Genomic DNA, 19735 nt, shown 5'->3' on the forward strand with positions numbered 1-19735 from the left:
GCCAGCCATTGCGGGGATCGGGGGGAAAATTCAGGGACTTTTTCCCTGAAAATTAGGTAATTGACCCCCTCAAAACCGGTAAAACCCCACACCCCACACCCCACACCCCACACCCTGCCACCACCGAAAAGCTTTTTCAGCAAGCCCTAGATAAAGATCTATACATAAAGACATAAAAATCTATACATAAAGACATAAAAATTGCTTGACTTTATGGATTTTATGGGCTATTGTAATATTGTGACCTAGATCACTTAGTGGTATCGCAAAACTCAGGTTTGAATTGCCCCTATAGTTCCTGTTTTGTCACCATTTTCCAACATATCAAGGAACCGCACAGGTAATTGTCGCCCATCAAGGACAGACAATCGCCAGTGGGACTTGTACTGTGAACCTGTAAATTGCTACTGACGGTGAGATCGGTTTGGTGCGGGATCGCAACGACAAGTTAAGCTTCAATGCTTTCTGTCTTGAACAGCTTGGCCGATTCAAGTCTGAATTGCATCACTGTCTAATCTACCTTCATAACTCTTTTCTAACTTATTAGCCATGCAGTCAACCACTCTTACGACTACCTCCGGGTCATCACCACAAAATACCCTCAACCGTCAGCCGAAAGTAACTGAGAACGAGCAAATACCAAATAGTACTAACAGGACCAGTCGGACTAACAGGAACAGTGATATTGATGATTTGCTAGAGAAGTGTATCGGTAACAGAAATTTAAGTCAACTCTCCCAACAAGCTTTAGATGCGCTTTTGAGTGGAGTTGATTTTTTAGAGGCAATTGGACTTGACGGCATATTAGATAATGGCAATAGCGGCAATAACAACAATTCAAGTCCTACCCCAAGTCCTACCCCAAGTCCTACCTCAAGTCCTACCCCAAGTCCTACCTCAAGTTCTACCCCAAGTCTTACCCCAAGTCTTACCCCAAGTCTTACCCCAAGTCTTACCCCAAGTCTTACCCCAAGTCTTACCCCAAGTCTTACCTCAAGTGTCTCACCACCAGATTTAGTGGGCAGTTTTGGCACGATTAATTTGCCAAGTACGGTTAACTTCGGCGCTCAGGGGAATGCACAGGTAATTGTCACTAATCAGGGACAGGCGATCGCCAGTGGTCCCAGTACTGTTAGACTCTACATTTCCACTGACGGTGAGATTGACAGTAACGATGCCTTACTCGCCAGTGCCAGCACAAACTTGAACCTAAGCGCCGGGCAGTCAGTCACCCTAAACTTACAGTATCAAAACAATACTTCAGTCATCGCTCCGGGGGCTTACTTTCTCATTGCTCAAGTTGATGCAAATAACCAAATTGCCGAACAACTGGAAACCAATAATGTCACCAGTAAATTAGTATCGGGACTCAATACTAATGCCATCATCGACTGGAATGCGATCGCCTTAAATGCGATTCAAGCCGAGGGAAAAGCAGGGCGGGGAGTTCCGCCGACAGTAGGTTCTCGCTTAATGGCGCTGGTTTCTACTGCTGTCTATGATACGGTCCAGGCCTTCAACACTTTATATCCCTCCTACGCTGTAAATGTGAACGCACCAGGAACTACCTCGTTGGAGGCGGCGGTAGTTGGTGCTGCTTATCGAGTTCTCTCTACTCAATTACCTGGACAAAATAGCTTGTTATTACAGCAAGTAACCAATTCTCTGGCGGAGATTCAGGACAGTGCCACCGCTGAAAGCAGGGGTTTTAATTTTGGCATTTTAGTAGGCAATCAGAGCATCAATTTACGCACTAATGATGGTTCCAGCAACAATACGCCTTTCACTGCGCCGTCGGGAAACTATGTCTGGACACCAGAAACCTTAGGACCCACTGCTGGGGTAGCACTCGGTGCCAACTGGGGTGGGGTAACTCCTTGGACAATTGGCAACATTGACCAGTTTGTCTCGCAAAATCAACTTGATGTAACTCTTGATGGCCGTCCCGACAATCCTAATGATCAGGGTGCATTGTATGCCGAAGAAATTGAAGAAGTCCGGCTCTACGGCGGCTTGGAAGACACTGCTCTCACTACCACTTTACGCACAGAAGACCAGACAGAAATGGCTGTTTTCTTTGCCTATGACCGGGCTGATACCTTCCGTCCCTACGGTCAATTAAACCAAATTGCTCAAGAAATCGCCGTGCGCGAGGGCAATACCTTGCAAGAAGATGCCAGCCTATTTGCCGCGTTAAATACCGCGCTGGCAGATGCGGTAATCGTCGCTTGGAAAGAGAAATACACTGAACTCCAACCTCGCCCTGATGACATAATTGCCGGAGGATTTGCGGCCAATGACGGGATGGCTTCTACGGTGGGCGATACCAATTGGAAACCTTTGCTGTCAACATTAATGGGGGTTAATTCGCCACCTTTCCCGGATTATATGTCAGGGCATTCCGCCATGGGGGGAGCATTTGCTGGAGTTATGGCTAAATATTTTGGGCAGAACTATCAGTTTAGTGCTGTCTCCCAAGAACTTCCCGGTGTCGTTCGTAATTTCACTAGCTTCTATCAAGCGGGAATGGAAGATGCCCTCAGCCGTATTTATGGCGGAGTTCACGTGCGGGAAGCTTGTATTGATTCTTTTAACATGGGGTTAGCTGTTGGCGATTTTGTTTCGACAAGTGTCTTTCAGCCGATTGTCTAGTATCGTGTCGAGTTGAACGAACCTGCATCAGTCCCCACCCTCAGCAACGCACCAGTGGGGAAGGTGCAGGGGGCGGCAATTTGAGGACTCGATGTCCGAAAAATTGCCAACTAAATTTTAATGGTAAATCCCATGCTTTAGGTGATATCGGTCGCACTTTGGAATTATCCCTGGAAAGGGTGCGACAAATTGAGTCGAAAGCGTTGCAAAAACTGCGTAGTTAAGTAGGTAGGCACAATTATTTGTAGGATGGGTTAGCGGTAGCGTAACCCGTGCGGGCGTTGGGTTTCATGCTTCAACCCAACCTACGTTCATTTTATATTTAATTCCACCCACCCACTTATGCTAGAAAGTGCCACTTAGAGCGACTCTAAGACCAGAACAGAGTAAATCTGTTAAGGCAGCTGGGAAACCGCTCAAGAAACCCCAAGAGGATATCAAATTCAGCTAGTCCGGAACAGGGAACGGTTGAAAACGAATATCAAATTTAGATGCACAATAGCTTATCCCTCTGATTTACCAGTGATCAGTGATGAGACGGGGAGTGGGTAGCATTTTCATGGCTCAGTAAATGATAATCGGTCAAGGGTAAAAAGACAGCAAGAAACCGCCATTTAATACTGCTCATCTAATACCGATCACTTAATACTCAAATCTGATAACTGCTCACTGAAAAGGCTAAAGGTTAACCATTCATCGATAAATATTTAGCCACCGATTGCACATCTTTATCACCCCGTCCAGAGAAATTAATAACAATGCGAGGACTACCATTTACTTGCGGGCAAAGAGTTTCTAAATAGGCTAAAGCGTGGGCAGTTTCTAGGGCCGGAATAATCCCTTCTAAACGGGAAACTCTTTGAAAAGCTTCTAATGCTTCCCGGTCAGTGACACTGTAATATTCGGCGCGACCACTATCTTTTAAAAAGCTATGTTCTGGCCCGACTCCGGGATAATCTAAACCGGCACTAATTGAGTGGGCTTCGATAACTTGACCTTCGCTATCTTGTAATAAATAACTCATTGCTCCATGTAGAACCCCCGGTTGACCTTGGGTAAGGGTGGCGGCGTGTTTTCCGGAAGCGATACTTTCCCCGGCGGCCTCAACACCAATTAAACGCACGGAAGCTTCTTTAACAAACTCATGAAATAAACCCATAGCATTAGAACCACCCCCCACGCAAGCGAGGAGAATATCCGGTAAACCGCCCCATTTTTCCAGACTTTGCTGACGAGTTTCTTGACCGATAACCGCGTGAAAATCGCGCACCATCATCGGATAGGGATGGGGACCTGCCACAGAACCAAGGATGTAGTGAGTGGTTTCGACATTCGTTACCCAGTCGCGAATCGCTTCCGAGGTGGCATCTTTCAGGGTTCCCGTCCCGGCGGCCACGGGTTGCACCGTCGCCCCAAGCAGTCTCATGCGGAAAACATTGAGTTCCTGGCGTTCCATGTCGTGAATTCCCATATAAATCACGCATTCTAGACCAAAACGAGCGCAAACCGTAGCGGTGGCCACGCCGTGCTGTCCTGCCCCGGTTTCGGCGATAATTCGCTTTTTACCCATGCGTTTGGCTAATAAAACCTGACCGAGGGCGTTATTAATCTTGTGGGCCCCGGTATGGTTTAAATCTTCCCGTTTCAGGTAAATTTGCGCCCCAGTGCCGTCAGCTTTGGCATAATGGGCGGTGAGACGTTCGGCAAAATATAAGGGACTGGGTCTACCGACGTAATCCTTGAGCAGTTGATTTAATTCTTCTTGAAAATCGGGGTCGTCTTGATACTGATTATAGGCCGTTTCTAGTTCACTTAAGGCTGGCATCAGGGTTTCCGGGACGTATTTGCCCCCGTAGCGTCCAAAACGCCCAAAAGCATCGGGATACTGGGTTGCTGTGCCGGCTGAGGCGGCATAAATCGGCGTGATAGTCATGTAAACCTTCGATGAGAGACCACGATCCATTATAAATCTAAGGGTTTAGTCTCTGGGTTAACCTGAGTTTCAGGGCAATCATCACCTAACCTACTTAATAATCAAAGGGTGAGCATTGCCCACCCTTTGACTGATTTTACAGCCAAATACTCACATCAACTTTTAACACCTGTCCTAATAGTAATAACCATTTTAATTGAGTCATTGGCCAGGGACAGGCAGCATCTATGGAATTGGACTGCAAAGAATTAGGAACTAAACGATCATGGAAGTAATAATAGTATAATTCCTGAGAGCGATCGAGGGATAATCCTAGCTTTAATTGTTGGCTAACTTCAATTAAACGGGTGATTAGGCGAGTATCCTCCTCCGCCGTTAAAGGATCGCCATCGTGTAATAATTTCCCAAGAGATTGCCAGAGCAGACTTTCTAAGGTTTGACGCGCTTCGGGGATGTTTAATTGACAGTGTAAATGATTGGCTTCCTTAGCAATAGCCAATAATTGATCGAGATTATTTTCCGTTGCTTGCCGCTGCTCAAAATCTTTTTCTAGGGCATTAATCACCTGTAAACAACGGTGAGAAATGGCAATATCGGCCGCTACCTGTAACTCTTGAGGTACGGGCAGCTCATCCCGTTGGAAAGCCGCTAAAATGCCGTAATTATCCCGATAAACTTGGGTGTATAATTGATCGAGACGTTTTTTAGTTTCGGCTGTCACCTTCTGCATGATCCGGTGTCTTTCATCGGCAAAAAGATGGGGTAAAGCAAAAAAGTTTTCTCCCAATCCGCGCCCCATTTCTACGATCATGGTCGAGACACTGGCCTGTTGTAAAGATTCAAAGAGATGATCCTTAAGATTGGTATAGATTAACCGACCGTTAAAAGGTTGAATGCAGCAGTAAAAATCCCAACCTCCTAAATGTAGAACAGCAAAGACAAAATGTTCACTTTCTTGGGTAATTTCTGAGGTTAATTCCACCTGTCCCACTGCTAAAGTTAAAGACCCGATCGCTTGTTTTTGATAATCTAATTGACGGGTATTATAACAATAAATCCGATGATGACTGGGATAATTGGTAAATAGGGAACTAATAGCGTAATGGGCCGCCACCCGTTCCAAATCCACCCGCGCAGAAGTGACCAATTGTCGATAGACATCGGCCCCATCTTGATATAACTTAACGTTACTGGGAGCGAAAGCTAGACGACTGAGGAAATTCATTTCTAATTGAATTCCGGCCACTTCTCCGGCTAATTCCAGGGCCCGGCCAGCATATCTCAAAATTTGCGTGCCTTCAGGTCGAGAAATTTCTTCAAAAAACCAGCCACAACTGGTAAACATCAATAAAGCCTGTCTTTGCATTTCTAATAAACGCAAAGCATCGATTTTCTCGCTTTTACTCAGGTTGCGACTTTGATGCAAAGCCAGGAAATGTTCGATCGCGTCTGGGGATCGATCTAAAATAACTGCAATGTAGTCATCCCTTGTCTGCCAAGGATCGCGGAAAAATTCCTGTCCTTGAATCTCATATACCTTAATCAACTCATCTCTGAGCCAATTTAGGGACTCCCGCAGGGGTTTACGCCATTTTTGCTGGTAATTTCCCCCTCCCCCGCAACCACAGTCATCCTGCCAACGATTTACGCCATGGACACAACTCCAAGCGGTCACGGGTTTTAATTCCACTTCCCAAGTCGGGGGGCAAATACTGAGATAATGGGCGAAATTGGTGACTGTCCAGCCGTTTTTAGGGAAAGATTCCGTAAAAGCATAGCTAAGACACTTCTCTGTCCCCTGTTTGTGGTGGCCGAAGGTTTCCCCATCGGTAGCGACGCTGATTAACTGGGAGGGACGATGATCCCCTTTAATTGCCTGTCCCAGACGACCGACGAGAAAATCACTGCTGGCTAGGACATCATTAAAGCCCATATCCCGAGAAATTGGACCATCGTAGAAGAAAATATCCAGATAACGACCATCGGGGATGTAACAGCGATAGGGACGGGTGGGATCGATTTGGCCTCCGGCCACCGCGTGCCATTGGGGATGAGGATCCTGGTCGCTAGGGAAAGGACGACAGCGCAGGGCCTGGGAAGGGGCTAAAATGGTGAATTTAATCCCCTCATCGATTAAAGCTGTCACTGTGGCTAAATCAATGGCTGTTTCCGCTAACCACATTCCTTCGGGATCCCGGCCGAAACGGTGCTGAAAATCGGCTTTTCCCCAGCGAATTTGGGTGTATTTGTCCTGTTTGTTGGCTAGAGGCAGAATGATATGATTATAGACCTGGGCGATGGCGTTACCATGACCGTTTAAGCGTTGACAACTTTTTTGATCCGCTGCCAGGATGCGTTGATAAACTTCGGGATCATGGGATTGCATCCATGACATGAGGGTGGCCCCGATGTTAAAGCTGAGATATTCGTAGTTATTAACTATTTTGAGCACTTCCCCCCGGTCATTGTAAATGCGCGCAAAAGCATTGGCACGATAACACTCGTGATGGATGCGTTCATTCCAATTATGGAAGGGATGGGCGCTCGGTTGCCGTTCAATTCTGTCTAGATAGGGATTTTCTCGCGGTGGTTGGTAAAAATGTCCGTGAACCGTGATATAAACTCCGTGAGCGGTTTTCAGGGGATCGACCCCCGTATCAGTATAGGAATAAAAGGTTGTAGAAGGATTTTCAACAAGATAAGTCATAGAAATGCCTAGAAAATCGGTTTTTTTGAGCGAAAATAGCTGTAGAATGTAGCGACCTGATGATTAAAAAAACAAAAACCTTGCCGTTTTTTACGGCCTTGTGGTCACAATATCATGTTTTGTTTTTCTAGCAAAGCTAGGGTTAACAATTCGCAACTTCTCTATACACAGCACTAAGTAGGGTCTGCTGAAAAAGTTTTTCCTAGGGGCAGGGTGTAGGGTGTGGGGTGTGGGGTGTGGGGTTTTACCCATTTTCATCGGGTAAATTACCTAATTTTCAGGGAAAAAGTCCAGGAATTTTCCCCCCGACCACTCCCATATCTGGTACTTTTTGATTGACAAAAAGTCTAAAAGTCTTACCCAACAAGGTTTTTAGATTTATTCAGCTAACCCTAACTATTTTATGGACTTTAGTGAAATCTCTATTTCTCGATGATAACTGGGAAGATTTTGGTTCGATAGATAATAACTTGCCCTCCGATCCTGACCGGCCACAAATGGGGAGTGGTCAGTCAAATATCAACAAATCTTTGCTAGATAAATAAATCAGTTAAGGAGTAAAATCAATCATGTCTAGAATCAGTAAATTAATTGCTAACCTAGAAGATTTGCACCAGCAGGATCTAAAAAATGCCGCCCAAGTTTACGGAATTACGGCCACTTTGACTGTCCGCTTGCAAGAAGTTTTAAATAGTTTAAGCGAGCAAAATTTGAATATTGCCCATAAGTCTTTGCCTGAAGGAAATTTAACTAAAGATGATATTATCTCCCTTTACGGTAACTATAATAATGCCTATAAAGCCTATAAAGAAGCCTACAATATTAAATGCTCAAAGGGATGGGAGGCATTTTTGCAAGCGATTCATGGTTTAAAACCTCCCGGTCTTTCTCTTAGTTTAGAGCAGCGCGTCGAACAGTTAGAGAAAACGGTAAAAACCTTAGTGGAAATTCTCCTCGATAAAACTTAACTCCAACTGAACTTAATCCGCGGGACTGTCTTTTTGGATTAACACCTCACCAGCGATTAAACGTTGGGCTGCCGACAGTAAAACATCCTCAATATAGGGCTTGACAAAATAACCTTTTGCCCCTTTAGCAGCGGCGAGATGCTGCATTTTTTGCGACCCTCGCGAGGTAATCATCGCTACTGGTATCCCCTGAAGTTGTTCATCCTCTTGCAGACGAGAGAGCAATTCTAACCCATTCAGGCGAGGCATTTCGAGATCGCAGAGAATCAGATCACAAGCTAATCCAGCCCGTAATTTTTCCCATGCTTCTAAACCGTCTCGGGCCTCTTCAATGCGATAACCAGCTTTCACCAAAGAAATCGCTAACATTTCCCGCGCCGTTACCGAATCATCGACAATCAAGACCCGAGGAGTCGATTGTGCAAAGAAATTAGCGGGATTACTGTCAATAATCGTTGCATCGGGGGATAAAGGCTGATTACGAGTCGCTTTAATACTATTAGCTAGTAACACTTCCCCCGCAATCATTCTTTCAGCCGCCGAGAGTAAATCTCTTTCCGTGTAGGGCTTGGTAAAATAACCACTGGCCCCTAATGTCGCCGCCACCTGACGATGACGTTCCGCTCCTCGGGAAGTCAATAAAGCCACGGGAATCGACGCTAATCGGGGGTCTTTTTGCAAATTATACAGTAATTCTAGGCCATTCATGCGGGGCATCTCGATATCGCAGAAAACGATATCACAGGGCAAACCGCCGCGTAATTTTTCCCAAGCTTCTTGACCATCCCGGGCCTGTTCCACACGATAACCGGCTTTACTAAAGCTTAAAGAGAGCAATCCCCGGACAGTAATCGAATCATCGACAATCAGAACCATAGCCCCCGATTTTTGCCTAGTTTCCACCCCTACGGGGGGGGCAGGTTGGCGCCAAAGACCACCGTTATCGGTACGCAGACGACCCCTGGCGATGTCGATTAACTCTAACACATCGCCGATCGGCATCACCGTACCATCGCCCAAAACCGTCGCCCCAGCAATCCCAGCCGTTTTCGGAATCGGTCCTTCGATCTGTTTGATGACGATTTCCAGTTCACCGATCACTTGATCCACCTGTACTGCGAGGAGATTATTACCACCGCGCAGGATCACGATCGAAAAAGAGTCTTGCTCCTGTTTGCCAGTATAAAAACTACCGCGACTTAGTTGCCGATTGTAGGAAAGCAATTCGCTCAAGGGTTGGAAGGGTAGTAAAGTATTTTGCCAGAAAACGCAGCGCCGTCCCTCCCTATCCATTTGGATATCGCTGGACCGGAAATCCTTCATATCTTCCACTCCGTCCATGGAGAACCCGATGCGCGCATGATTACTAACACAACAGAGGGCCTTACAGATACTCAGGGTTAGGGGTAAACGGATGGTAAAAGTGCTTCCTTTGCCCAGTACCGAGTCAATAGTAACGGTCCCGCGCACATCGATTAAACTGGTCTGCACCACATCTAAACCCACCCCACGACCAGCAAAATCATCGGCCTGATCTTTGGTACTAAAACCGGGGTGAAAGAGGAGTTTATAGACTTCTTGGGGACTGAGGTGTTCAGCTTCCTGGTCGCCGATCAGGCCTTTTTCGATCGCCTTGCGTTTCACCTGATCAGCATCAATACCGGCCCCATCATCACCAACGGTGATCACGGTTTGATTCCCCTGTAGGAATGCCCGGACAGAGATGGTTCCGAGGGCAGGTTTCCCTTTGGCCATACGTTCTTGGGGTGATTCAATGCCGTGGGTGATCGCATTGTTGACCAGATGGGTCATGGGACTATTGAGATGTTCGAGGAGCATCTTATCGATGAGAACATCACCCCCTTCCACTTTTAATTTGGCTTGTTTATCGAGTTTCAGGGAAATATCGCGAATTGCCCGGGGTAGGCGATCGGCGGCTTGACTAAAGGGAACCATGCGCGATTTGGTCATCCCTTCCTGTAGTTGGGTGGTGGCCTGTCGCAGACTGCGCGTCACCTGATCGGTTTCATCGACGACAAATTGAAGATCAGAGGCCGATTCTCGCACTCGTACGATCAATTCGATCATCTCTTGGGATAATAAATGGAAATCGGTAAAACGGTCGATCTCTAGGGCATCTAGTTCGCCGGCCATGGCCGAATCCCCCTGATTTTCTCCCTGAACTCTACCGTAACCGATGGCACCACCGGAATTGCGACTAGCCAGTAAAGCCCCTTCTAGGAGGCTTCTTTCATAGAGATCCTGCATCCGACTGCCCACATCACCCAGATGTTGGACGCAGGTTAGCAAATTATCTAAAAAGAGACGCAGGCGATCCTGTTCCTCTTCAAGGCGATTGCGTTTAACCACCAGTTCCCCGATCAGATTGCTGAGGTTATCCAATTGTTTGATCGGCACCCGCATCGTCTGTTCAAAAGCTTTACTGACAAGGGGACGCAGGTTTTTTGACCCGACTGGCGGACTGACACTGGCCGCCGGATTTGCTGCCATCACCTGATTGGTTTCTTCGAGGAGTTTTTCTAAATCCTTGAATTCATCCTCTAGGAGGCTTTCTGTGGCAATTTCCAGTGATTCTAACCCTTTCAGAGGTTCCACCGCGGCCACCCAGTCCACTGCTGGGGATTCCCAGAGGAAGGCCTCTAGGGATTCAAAGATGTCTGGTAGTGGCGGTTGCGCCGGTGGCGTGGGTTTTTCCAGAAAAGCTTCTAAGTCTTCGAGGCTGTCGTAAAAATTGGGGTTGCCGATGGCTATAATTGCTTCTGAGTCCAGGACCACCGCGTTTTCTAGCAGCAGAGATTCGAGATCATCCCCATCTTCCGGTTCTAACTTGGGAGCCGGTCCGGGGGTAGAATAAAGATCATTAGTGGCGGATTCTTCCCAATTGATACTATCGCCAAACAGTTCCTCTAGAGCCTCGTCACCGTCGGCGTCTTTGTCTTCTAAACTCTCTAACAGCTGTTCGAGATCCTCGTTAAAGAGATGATCCGAGTCGGGTTTCATCATGATTTGCTTCCTGCCAAGTCTTCCTTTTTGGTCAACCAATACGCTCTCTCTAGCTTCAGATTACCCAGAATTTTACTCGATAACTCTATCCTTTAGCAATTTTTTTATGGCTAATCAAACTCTTGGACTCGATCAACAATTTTATTCCTATTATCAATCTATCTGTCTGCGAGAACCTCCTATTTTAGCTCAATTACGTCAAGAAACTGCCTCTCAACCCCTGGCAGTCATGCAGATTGCCCCCGAACAAGGTCAGTTTATGGCTTTTTTGGTACAGGCGATCGGGGCGAAAAAAACCCTAGAAATAGGGGTTTTTACCGGTTATAGTTCTCTAGTGGTAGCCTTAGCTTTACCCCCAGAAGGCAAGCTGATCGCCTGTGATCTAAGGGAAGAATATACCAGTATAGCCCGCCGTTATTGGCAGCAGGCCGGTGTCGCCGATAAAATCGATTTAAGAATTGCCCCGGCCCTGGAGACTTTAGATCAATTAATCGCCGGGGGAGAAAGTAATAGTTTTGATTTTGTCTTTATCGATGCCGATAAAAGTAATTATGATCCCTACTACGAACGGGCGTTACAATTGGTCAGAAGCGGCGGAATTATCGCCATCGATAATGTTTTTTGGTCGGGACGAGTAGCGGCGGCCGATAGCACCGATAATCGCACCAAAATTATCCGTTCACTTAATGCCAAAATTCAGCAGGATCAACGGGTCAATATCAGTATTATTCCTATTGGTGATGGTTTGACCCTGGCAATGAAAAAGTGAAGAAGTGGGGGAGAGTGGAAAAGCTTTTGCTCTTGCGGAAACCACCCAGGACAACGCTACATCCCTTAAGCTCCTTAACGACAGCACTAAGTTATAAGTTATCAGTTCAACGGAGAGGGTGGGATTTGAACCCACGTTAGGTGTGACCCTAGCACTAAGTTATAAGTTATCAGTTCAACGGAGAGGGTGGGATTTGAACCCACGTTAGGTGTGACCCTAAAGCAGATTTCGAGTCTGCCGCATTCAACCACTCTGCCACCTCTCCACAGGGTTTGAGTCTGGATTATTATTTTAACAGATTACTTGCCCTAGGATTGATTTTTTTTATGAATCAAGCTCCTTTTCTTCCAGTTAACCATCCCCAGCCTAACTTTCTCGACCGGTTAGGGAGTCTCTGGAAATTTTCCCGTCCCCATACGATTATCGGCACTTCTTTAAGTGTTTTAAGTCTGTATTTGATTGCTTTAGGCAATATTAGCGATTTTTTTAGCCATTGGTCGGTTTTATTGCTCACTTGGACTGCTTGTCTTGCGGGTAATGTCTATATCGTCGGTTTAAATCAGTTGGAAGACATCGACATCGATAAAATCAATAAACCCCAGCTTCCCCTAGCCAAGGGCGAATTTTCTCGGTTAACAGGCGGGTTGATCGTGGGTTTTAGCGGTATTTTAGCAATCATACTGGCTTTTATCGGTGGTTTTTGGCTGTTAATCACCGTGGGGATTAGTTTACTCATCGGTACTGCCTATTCCTTGCCACCAGTGCGGTTAAAACGCTTTCCCCTCTGGGCAGCCTTCTGTATTTTTACCGTCCGGGGTGTCATCGTTAATTTAGGTCTTTTTCGCCACTACAACACAGTTATTAATCAAAATCAGTCTATCTATCCCTCAGTCTGGGTTTTAACAGCTTTTGTTCTTGTTTTCACCGTTGCGATCGCTATTTTTAAGGATGTTCCTGACCTAGAAGGCGATCGCATTTACCAAATTACCACTTTTACCCTCCTTCTCGGCCCAGAAAAAATCTTAACAATTTCCCTATTGACAATTTCTCTATGTTATGCAGGGATGATTGCCGTCGGTCTCTTGGGGATAACGGGAATTAATTCTCCCCTGGCCATTGTCGCCCATCTGCTCCTACTTCTTCTTCTTTGGTGGCGTAGTCGCGGGGTAAATTTAGAAGATAAAAGCGAAATCAGCCGATTTTACCAATTTATTTGGAAATTATTCTTTCTAGAATACCTGATATTTCCCCTAGCTTGTTTACTATGAAAATATCTCCTTTTTTAGCGGCCATTCCCTTACTTTTGCTAGGTGGTACAAGCGCACCTAGCCAAGAAACGATCAATCCGCAATTATTAACTGGCAACCTTCGTTTAACCCTGAAACATGGCGTTTGGAAACTGTGGCAAGATAAACCCGTTTATCAAGATCTTACCCTAGATTTAAGATGCGATCGCGCTGTTTGTCAGCCATCGGTGTGGGGATACGCACCGAAATTCAATCAAGAAGTGGATCACCAAGGTACGGTAAAAACGATTAAATTAGACAATGCTTGGCGATTACAGGTGAAAATGAGGATTCAAAGTCACCCTTGGCAAGCGGAAGTCAGGGAAGCTATTTATAATATCGAAATTGTCCCCTACCAAGACCAACTTATCGGCAGTTATCAAGGCACTTTAGGGGGAAGAAGACGACATAGCCAAGTTAATGGCACAATTTCCCCTTTATGGCCTAATCCCGTCCCTAATCACCAACCCCTACAAGCGCGAGAACATCCCCGTTTAATCTTTCGCAAGTCAGAATTAACTAATCTCAGAGAAAAAGCGAAAACTCCCATCGGTCAAACTATTATCGCCCAATTAAACAACAGTTTACAGGAAAAAATTTATTACGATGGTTATGTGCCTAATGGTGGTTATCATGCCACAGGTCATTGTTTTTTAGCAATTTTAAATCAAGATAGAAAATCGGCAGAAACCGCCTGGGAAATTATCGAAAAAACCCGTAAAAATCGGGGCAGGAGAATCTTAGAACAATCGCCAATTGTTGCCGGAGTCGCTCTCGCCTACGATCTTTGTTATGATCTTTGGGGAGAAAAGCGCCAACGGGAAATTACTGGCTGGTTATCCAGTGAAAGTAAAAAACTTCTCAGTGGTTTACCCAAAGATGGCTGGAATGGAGACGCAGTTAGTAACTGGAATGCGCGGGCCAGAGGTGCGGCAGGATTAGCTAGTTTAGCGATTCTCAAGGAAGATTTACCGCCCGATCCTCTTTATTATCCCTCTGCACAGGTGGAAATGGCCAAACGTCACATCGAACGCTATTTTACCACAGCTATCGGCGATCGAGGATTTGGCACGGAAGGAGATTTATACACCACCGAACCCATGGTTCTCGCTGTTTTTCCTTTTCTGCAAGGGTATCGAAATAGTCTCGGATTAGACTTAGTAACTGGTTCCTCGGCAGCCCAATTGATCCCCCATTATTTAACCAGAATTGTCCCTAAAAATGGTCAATTATTGATTCCTGCTTATGGCAGACATCAGGTGTTTGTAGGAGTGTCTTTATTAACTATCGCATTGGGAATTACCGATAAATCATGGCTGCCAGCGCTAAAATGGCGATTACAAGGTCAAGAAAAACAACTTTTTCACCCCCATTATCCTCATATTGCCCCTTTTCTTCTCGCTGCTTATCCATCTAATCTTATTCCCGAAAATCCCGAACGCCAACTTTCCAGGGTTTTAGTTGATCAACAAAAGGGATTTTATGCTTTTCGTAATCGCTGGCAAAATGAAGAGGATTTTGTCGCTAGTATCTATCTTAAACAGCAACCTTTTGTGGGAGGATGGTCTTTTCCCGATGTCGCTAGTGTGAGAATTTGGGGACTAGGAGGACATTGGGCGAGTTTTGAGAGATCAAAAGGCGACTGGAACTCAGAAAATACCGTTACTTTCCCGAAAACCCCACCTTGGCGACAGGCAAAACCGATATCTTTTCAATCTAGTCCCGATGGTTCGGGAGTAATTACGTTAAAAACTGATAAAATTAGGGTTAAAGGAGCTAATAAACCCGTAGAAGTTGCTCTAGTTCGCTCTTTCGCCGTCGATTACAGTCTATCCTCTGGTTCCCCCGGATTATTCGTCTTGATGGATAAATTATTAGGTAAAGTCGATCAACCAGAATTTATTAATAAAACTTGGGTGATGAATACCCAGGGAAATGTTACTCTCGGAAGAAATAGTTTTACTATCACTCAAAATCGGGCAAATATGCAGGGAACTTTTATAACTCCCGTGACTTTAAAAGTCGAGAAAACTAATACAGGTGAGCGCATTTTAGCCACAGGTAGCGAGGAATTTTTTCTGGTGATGACCGTACAAAAAAGTCGTCCCCCAGCAGTTAAAATTATCGGTAAGGGATTAGATGCGATCGTGCAAATTGGCTCCCAGGAAATCTCAATTATCGACGGTGCAGTTAGATTAAAAGAGATGAATTTTCAAGAGCCATAAAAATTAGCAAGTGACCAAAGAAAAGTTAACAGCTGTCCAGGGGCATTTGTAAAGATGAAGACTATTTGAGCAATTATTGATGATATAATCAAGGTGGCTGACCAAAATAGCCCCTAAATTCAGAACTATCTAAATTGCATCTATAATTTCCGCCTAACTAAACAAACTATGACTAAATATTATCAAATCACCGTTCACAATCGTCAGACCGGCGAAAAATTTGTCACCACCGTTCCAGGGGATAACTATATACTGCACAGTCTGGAAAAACAGAGTCATCAATTACCCTTTTCCTGTCGCAATGGAGCTTGTACCAGCTGTGCGGTCAGGGTATTATCGGGAGATATCCATCAACCAGAAGCGATTGGACTATCGCCGGAATTAAAAGCCAGAGGTTATGCTTTGCTTTGTGTCAGTTATGCCCGTAGCGATATGGAAGTAGCCACCCAAGACGAGGATGAAGTGTATGAATTACAATTCGGTCGCTTTTTTGCCCGTGGGAAAGTGCGTTTTGGTTTACCCTTAGATGAAGAATAGATTAAGGATTAATCGTGCCAGATACCAGCAGCCAATTAGAAAAATACCTAGACATTGCCAGCGAAGCCGCCCTAGCGGCGGGAACAATTATCCTCGATAATTGGGGTAAAATCGAGACAATAGAAGAAAAAGGGCGATCGGGCGATTTAGTGACGGAAATAGATCGTCGAGCAGAAACAGAAATTCTCAAAATTATTGGCCGTCACTTTCCCGAACATGGGATTTTAGCGGAAGAATCGGGAAAAATGCAAGGGAGGGACAGCGAGTATCTCTGGGCGATCGATCCTCTCGATGGAACCACCAACTATGCCCACGGTTATCCCGTATCCGTCGTCTCTATCGGACTACTGATCGCAGGGATAGCAGCAGTGGGAGTCATCTATAACCCCTTTAGAAAGGAACTATTTCGGGCAGCCAGGGGTTTGGGGGCCACCCTGAACCGTCGTCCCATCCATGTCTCCCGGACGAGTGAACTAGAAAAAAGTTTACTGGTGACGGGCTTTGCCTATGATCGCTGTCAAACCCCCGATAATAATTATGCCGAATTCTGTTATCTGACCCATCTGACCCAAGGAGTACGCCGCAGCGGTTCCGCTGCCAAAGACTTAACTGATGTGGCCTGTGGGCGCTTAGATGGTTATTGGGAACGAGGGATTAATCCCTGGGATCTGGCCGCAGGAGTTATTCTGATCGAAGAAGCTGGGGGTAAAATTAGCGCCTACGATGAGAGTCCTTTTCTGATAGAAACGGGGCGAATCCTGGCCACTAACGGACAGATTCACACCCCCTTAAGCCAAGCTCTGCAAAAAGCCGCCTCTTGGAGTTTTCAGTTTTAATTCTTTTAATATTTATTGCGATTATCATTGTGATTAGAGTAGGATCAGCTGTATGCCTTTTCCGATTTCCCAGGGATTATTTCAATTTGATTTAATCGATCACTTCGCTGTTTTAGGAGTGTCGATCGATGCCGAACATGAGGAGATTCGCGAGCGCTACTTAAAAATTGCCTATAAACTTCACCCCGATACCTGTCGCATTCACACCCCCGCCGAAAGGGAACAGGCTAATCAGTTACTGGCAAAATTAGTTAACCCTGCCTACGAACATCTGGGCCGTGACCTATCTCGGGAAGAATTCCGGCTTATTTTAGCACAAATGGGCAAGGCAATGGCGAGAGATGCGGGTAAAATCACCATCAGTAGCGAACCGGCTAGAAAACTAGCCCAATCTAGCGCTAACTATGAATTAGCCTATCAAAAAATCCTGCAATCCTTGGCGATCGATCAATATACCGCCCTAGAAAATACCTATCAGAAAATCGCCCAACTCAGTGAACTCAATCTGGTTTATCTAATGTTAACCGAAGGTCAGGGCAACAAGAAAACCACCCGGAAAGTCTTTATCTCCCAAGGCAATCCTAACCAGTCCGAGTTAGTCGGGGCTACTTTCATCACGGCAGCCGAGGCTAAAGCCAAAGAATCGCCCCTAGAAGCCTATATTCGCCGCTCCCAAGCCTCTCTTGACCAAAATAACCCCGCCCAAGCTTTGCGAGAATTGCGCGATGCCCTGCGGCAAGAACCGGATAATGGCATCTGTCACGCCCTGATCGGTTTAGCCTACCTGCGACAAAATCAACTGTCCATGGCCCGGGTTCATATCAACCGGGCCTGGAAAACCAGCCCCCAAGATGCGACGGTGATTAGGTGCAAACGGGAACTAGATAAAGTAGTTAATCCTAATGTTGAAATGGAAGACCAGAAGGGACAAAAAAAGGAAGGGGATCGCAAGGGCGGTTTTTGGTCTCTATTTGGTGGTAAAAAGAAGAACTAGCTCATCCTAAATCCGTTTATTAAAAACTGATTTAGGATCACCGGAAAAAAGCTCCCCACTCCCCTCTCCTATCTCTATTTTGTTACTTTTTTCTTTTCTCTTGGGATAAGATTGTGATCGATCGAGTTTAGGGAATTTTTATGACCACGGAAAGTTTAGCGACTTCGGACGCAATAGAGTCAATGACCGATGAATTTCTGGCTAGTACAAGCAGTCACAAAGAAATGATTGAAACGGTTATTTCTACTCTGCAACAGAATGATACTGCTATGGTACAACACGCAGAAAAAGGTTATCTTTGGAAGTTTCAGTATGGTAGCGTTGAGGTGTTTGTGCAGTTAACCGGGGAAAGCGATGATGATTTTCTCACGGTGTGGTCTTCTGTGCTGAAATTGCCTGTTAAGGATGAATTGGGATTAACCCGCAAGTTATTAGGGATGAATTGTGCCGAAACCTTTGAATCTCATTTTGCCATTATGAATGATCAGGTGGTGGTGATTTCTCAGCGTACTGTGGCCGATTTGTCTGCTGGGGAGATTTCGCGAGCAATTACTCTCGTGGCGACGGTAGCAGATAATAATGATGAAATGTTACGAGAATCCTTTGGTGGCAGCTAAAATTTGGCGTTATATCCCTCCAATTATCTCATCGGCAGAGCTACAAATGGCGATCGATTCTTGGTTACTAGAGCAACACCGTTGTGGTCATCATCCCCCGACTCTGCGTTTTTATCAATGGTCGCCCCCAGCCATTTCCTTGGGCTATCATCAACGGCAATATCCCGATTTTTGGCGTAATTTGACTTGGCAAGGGCAAAAAATCTCCCTAGTTCGTCGTCCTACTGGTGGCCGGGCCGTACTACATCAGGGGGATTTGACTTATATGGTGGTAAATTCGGGGATGAAGGGGAATGTTAGGGAAGTTTACCGTCAAATCTGTCAATTTTTAATCACAGGCTGGCAAAATCTCGGTCTGGAATTGTACTACGGTGCTGCTGGCCGGGGATATATCCATTCTGCTAACTGTTTCGCTACAGCCACCGGTGCGGATCTAGTTGATAATTGGGGGCATAAATTTATTGGTAGCGCCCAACTGCAACAGGGTTCCTCGGTTCTCCAACATGGTTCGATGGTGCTAGAGCAAGATAATTCGCTGTTTGAGCAAGTTTTCGGCAGTGCTGCCCCTAAAAAGCTGAATTTAGCCCCAGATTTGACCCTAGAGACCCTTATCGCTACCCTGAAAACCGCCGCCGAGGATTGCTTTGATTGTCAATTGCTAGAACAACCCCTTGAGGATTGGGAATGGCGATCAATTAAAAAAATGAATATAAATACTCATTGACAAAAAAGTTTTTGTGTGTATTAAAAATCAATTATGAGTCAAGTTGTATAGATTTGTAATTTTTTGCTAATAATGAGTAAAGGTAGATAGAGGCCGCAAGGAACCAAAGTCTTACCGAACTCGAAATTATTGTCTAGCTTGTGCTAGTTTAAGAAACGTTAATCTTTTACGGTTTGTGAGGATTAACAGGCGATCGCAGCTAGGTTAGTCAAGCTAATCCAGTCAATCGAGCGCCCCATCTTATAAGACAATGGGAGTAATCCCAGACTCAAAAAAGTTAAGAAATCTTGCCCGTGATTTCAGTTAAGCAAGAGGAAAAATACCCATGACCATTGCTGTCGGACGCGCCCCAGAAAGAGGGCTGTTTGATGCTCTCGATGACTGGCTCAAAAGAGACCGTTTCGTCTTCATCGGTTGGTCTGGTTTACTACTCTTCCCCTGCGCCTTCATGGCCCTAGGTGGA

At 45.6% G+C, this 19735-nt stretch carries 14 protein-coding genes, 1 tRNA gene and 2 pseudogenes; 13 read left to right on the forward strand and 4 right to left on the reverse strand.

All coding sequences use genetic code 11. The features are described 5' to 3' along the window. Positions 1-811: 811 nt before the first annotated feature. The 3 genes and pseudogenes from PX636_RS06290 to PX636_RS06300 form a co-directional block, all read left to right on the forward strand. Positions 812-1018, forward strand: coding sequence for a hypothetical protein (locus PX636_RS06290; RefSeq protein ID WP_288116523.1), 207 nt, complete (start codon positions 812-814; stop codon positions 1016-1018). After that, positions 1018-2652: a phosphatase PAP2 family protein gene (locus PX636_RS06295; RefSeq protein WP_288116524.1), complete on the forward strand. Its 1635-nt coding sequence runs from the start codon at positions 1018-1020 to the stop codon at positions 2650-2652. The genes PX636_RS06290 and PX636_RS06295 overlap by 1 nt, the downstream gene beginning before the upstream one ends. Before the next feature lie 119 nt (positions 2653-2771). Then, positions 2772-2876 (forward strand): annotated as a pseudogene (locus PX636_RS06300) (sigma factor-like helix-turn-helix DNA-binding protein); the annotation flags it as partial. A gap of 461 nt (positions 2877-3337) precedes the next feature. Here the strand turns inward: PX636_RS06300 and trpB are convergent. Both trpB and PX636_RS06310 read right to left on the reverse strand, forming a co-directional pair. After that, complete coding sequence (gene trpB, locus PX636_RS06305; protein WP_288116525.1) at positions 3338-4585, reverse strand: tryptophan synthase subunit beta; 1248 nt, start codon at positions 4583-4585, stop codon at positions 3338-3340. A gap of 136 nt (positions 4586-4721) precedes the next feature. Then, a complete protein-coding gene (locus tag PX636_RS06310) occupies positions 4722-7292 on the reverse strand; it encodes a DUF3536 domain-containing protein (RefSeq protein ID WP_288116527.1) in 2571 nt (856 codons plus the stop codon). A gap of 569 nt (positions 7293-7861) precedes the next feature. On the opposite strand from PX636_RS06310, the gene PX636_RS06315 reads away from it, so the two are divergent. Continuing rightward, positions 7862-8260, forward strand: a complete 399-nt coding sequence (locus PX636_RS06315) for a hypothetical protein (protein ID WP_002760825.1) — start codon at positions 7862-7864, stop codon at positions 8258-8260. Positions 8261-8272: 12 nt separating this feature from the next. On the opposite strand, the gene PX636_RS06320 is transcribed toward PX636_RS06315, so the two are convergent. Further along, positions 8273-11284: a hybrid sensor histidine kinase/response regulator gene (locus PX636_RS06320; RefSeq protein WP_288116528.1), complete on the reverse strand. Its 3012-nt coding sequence runs from the start codon at positions 11282-11284 to the stop codon at positions 8273-8275. Between the two features lie 106 nt (positions 11285-11390). On the opposite strand from PX636_RS06320, the gene PX636_RS06325 reads away from it, so the two are divergent. Further along, complete coding sequence (locus PX636_RS06325; RefSeq protein ID WP_002795753.1) at positions 11391-12053, forward strand: class I SAM-dependent methyltransferase; 663 nt, start codon at positions 11391-11393, stop codon at positions 12051-12053. Positions 12054-12231: 178 nt separating this feature from the next. Here the strand turns inward: PX636_RS06325 and PX636_RS06330 are convergent. Further along, a tRNA-Ser gene (locus PX636_RS06330) sits at positions 12232-12318 on the reverse strand. 61 nt (positions 12319-12379) lie between these two features. On the opposite strand from PX636_RS06330, the gene PX636_RS06335 reads away from it, so the two are divergent. The 8 genes and pseudogenes from PX636_RS06335 to PX636_RS06370 form a co-directional block, all read left to right on the forward strand. Further along, positions 12380-13321, forward strand: coding sequence for a homogentisate phytyltransferase (locus PX636_RS06335; protein ID WP_288116529.1), 942 nt, complete (start codon positions 12380-12382; stop codon positions 13319-13321). After that, complete coding sequence (locus PX636_RS06340) at positions 13318-15564, forward strand: hypothetical protein (RefSeq protein ID WP_125730633.1); 2247 nt, start codon at positions 13318-13320, stop codon at positions 15562-15564. The genes PX636_RS06335 and PX636_RS06340 overlap by 4 nt, the downstream gene beginning before the upstream one ends. Positions 15565-15732: 168 nt before the next feature. Then, positions 15733-16101, forward strand: coding sequence for a 2Fe-2S iron-sulfur cluster-binding protein (locus tag PX636_RS06345; protein WP_061433067.1), 369 nt, complete (start codon positions 15733-15735; stop codon positions 16099-16101). A gap of 14 nt (positions 16102-16115) precedes the next feature. Further along, positions 16116-16937, forward strand: coding sequence for an inositol monophosphatase family protein (locus PX636_RS06350; protein ID WP_288116531.1), 822 nt, complete (start codon positions 16116-16118; stop codon positions 16935-16937). A gap of 52 nt (positions 16938-16989) precedes the next feature. Beyond that, positions 16990-17931, forward strand: coding sequence for a J domain-containing protein (locus PX636_RS06355; protein WP_288116532.1), 942 nt, complete (start codon positions 16990-16992; stop codon positions 17929-17931). Positions 17932-18071: 140 nt separating this feature from the next. Next, entirely contained in the window at positions 18072-18548 is a 477-nt protein-coding gene (locus PX636_RS06360) for a YbjN domain-containing protein (RefSeq protein WP_002795760.1), read from the forward strand. Further along, complete coding sequence (locus tag PX636_RS06365; RefSeq protein ID WP_002795761.1) at positions 18511-19272, forward strand: lipoate--protein ligase family protein; 762 nt, start codon at positions 18511-18513, stop codon at positions 19270-19272. The genes PX636_RS06360 and PX636_RS06365 overlap by 38 nt, the downstream gene beginning before the upstream one ends. A 325-nt stretch (positions 19273-19597) precedes the next feature. Further along, positions 19598-19735 (forward strand): annotated as a pseudogene (locus tag PX636_RS06370) (photosystem II D2 protein (photosystem q(a) protein)); the annotation flags it as partial.

Origin of the sequence: Microcystis sp. M53598_WE2 (assembly GCF_030067735.1) — a bacterium.
Lineage (GTDB): Bacteria > Cyanobacteriota > Cyanobacteriia > Cyanobacteriales > Microcystaceae > Microcystis > Microcystis aeruginosa.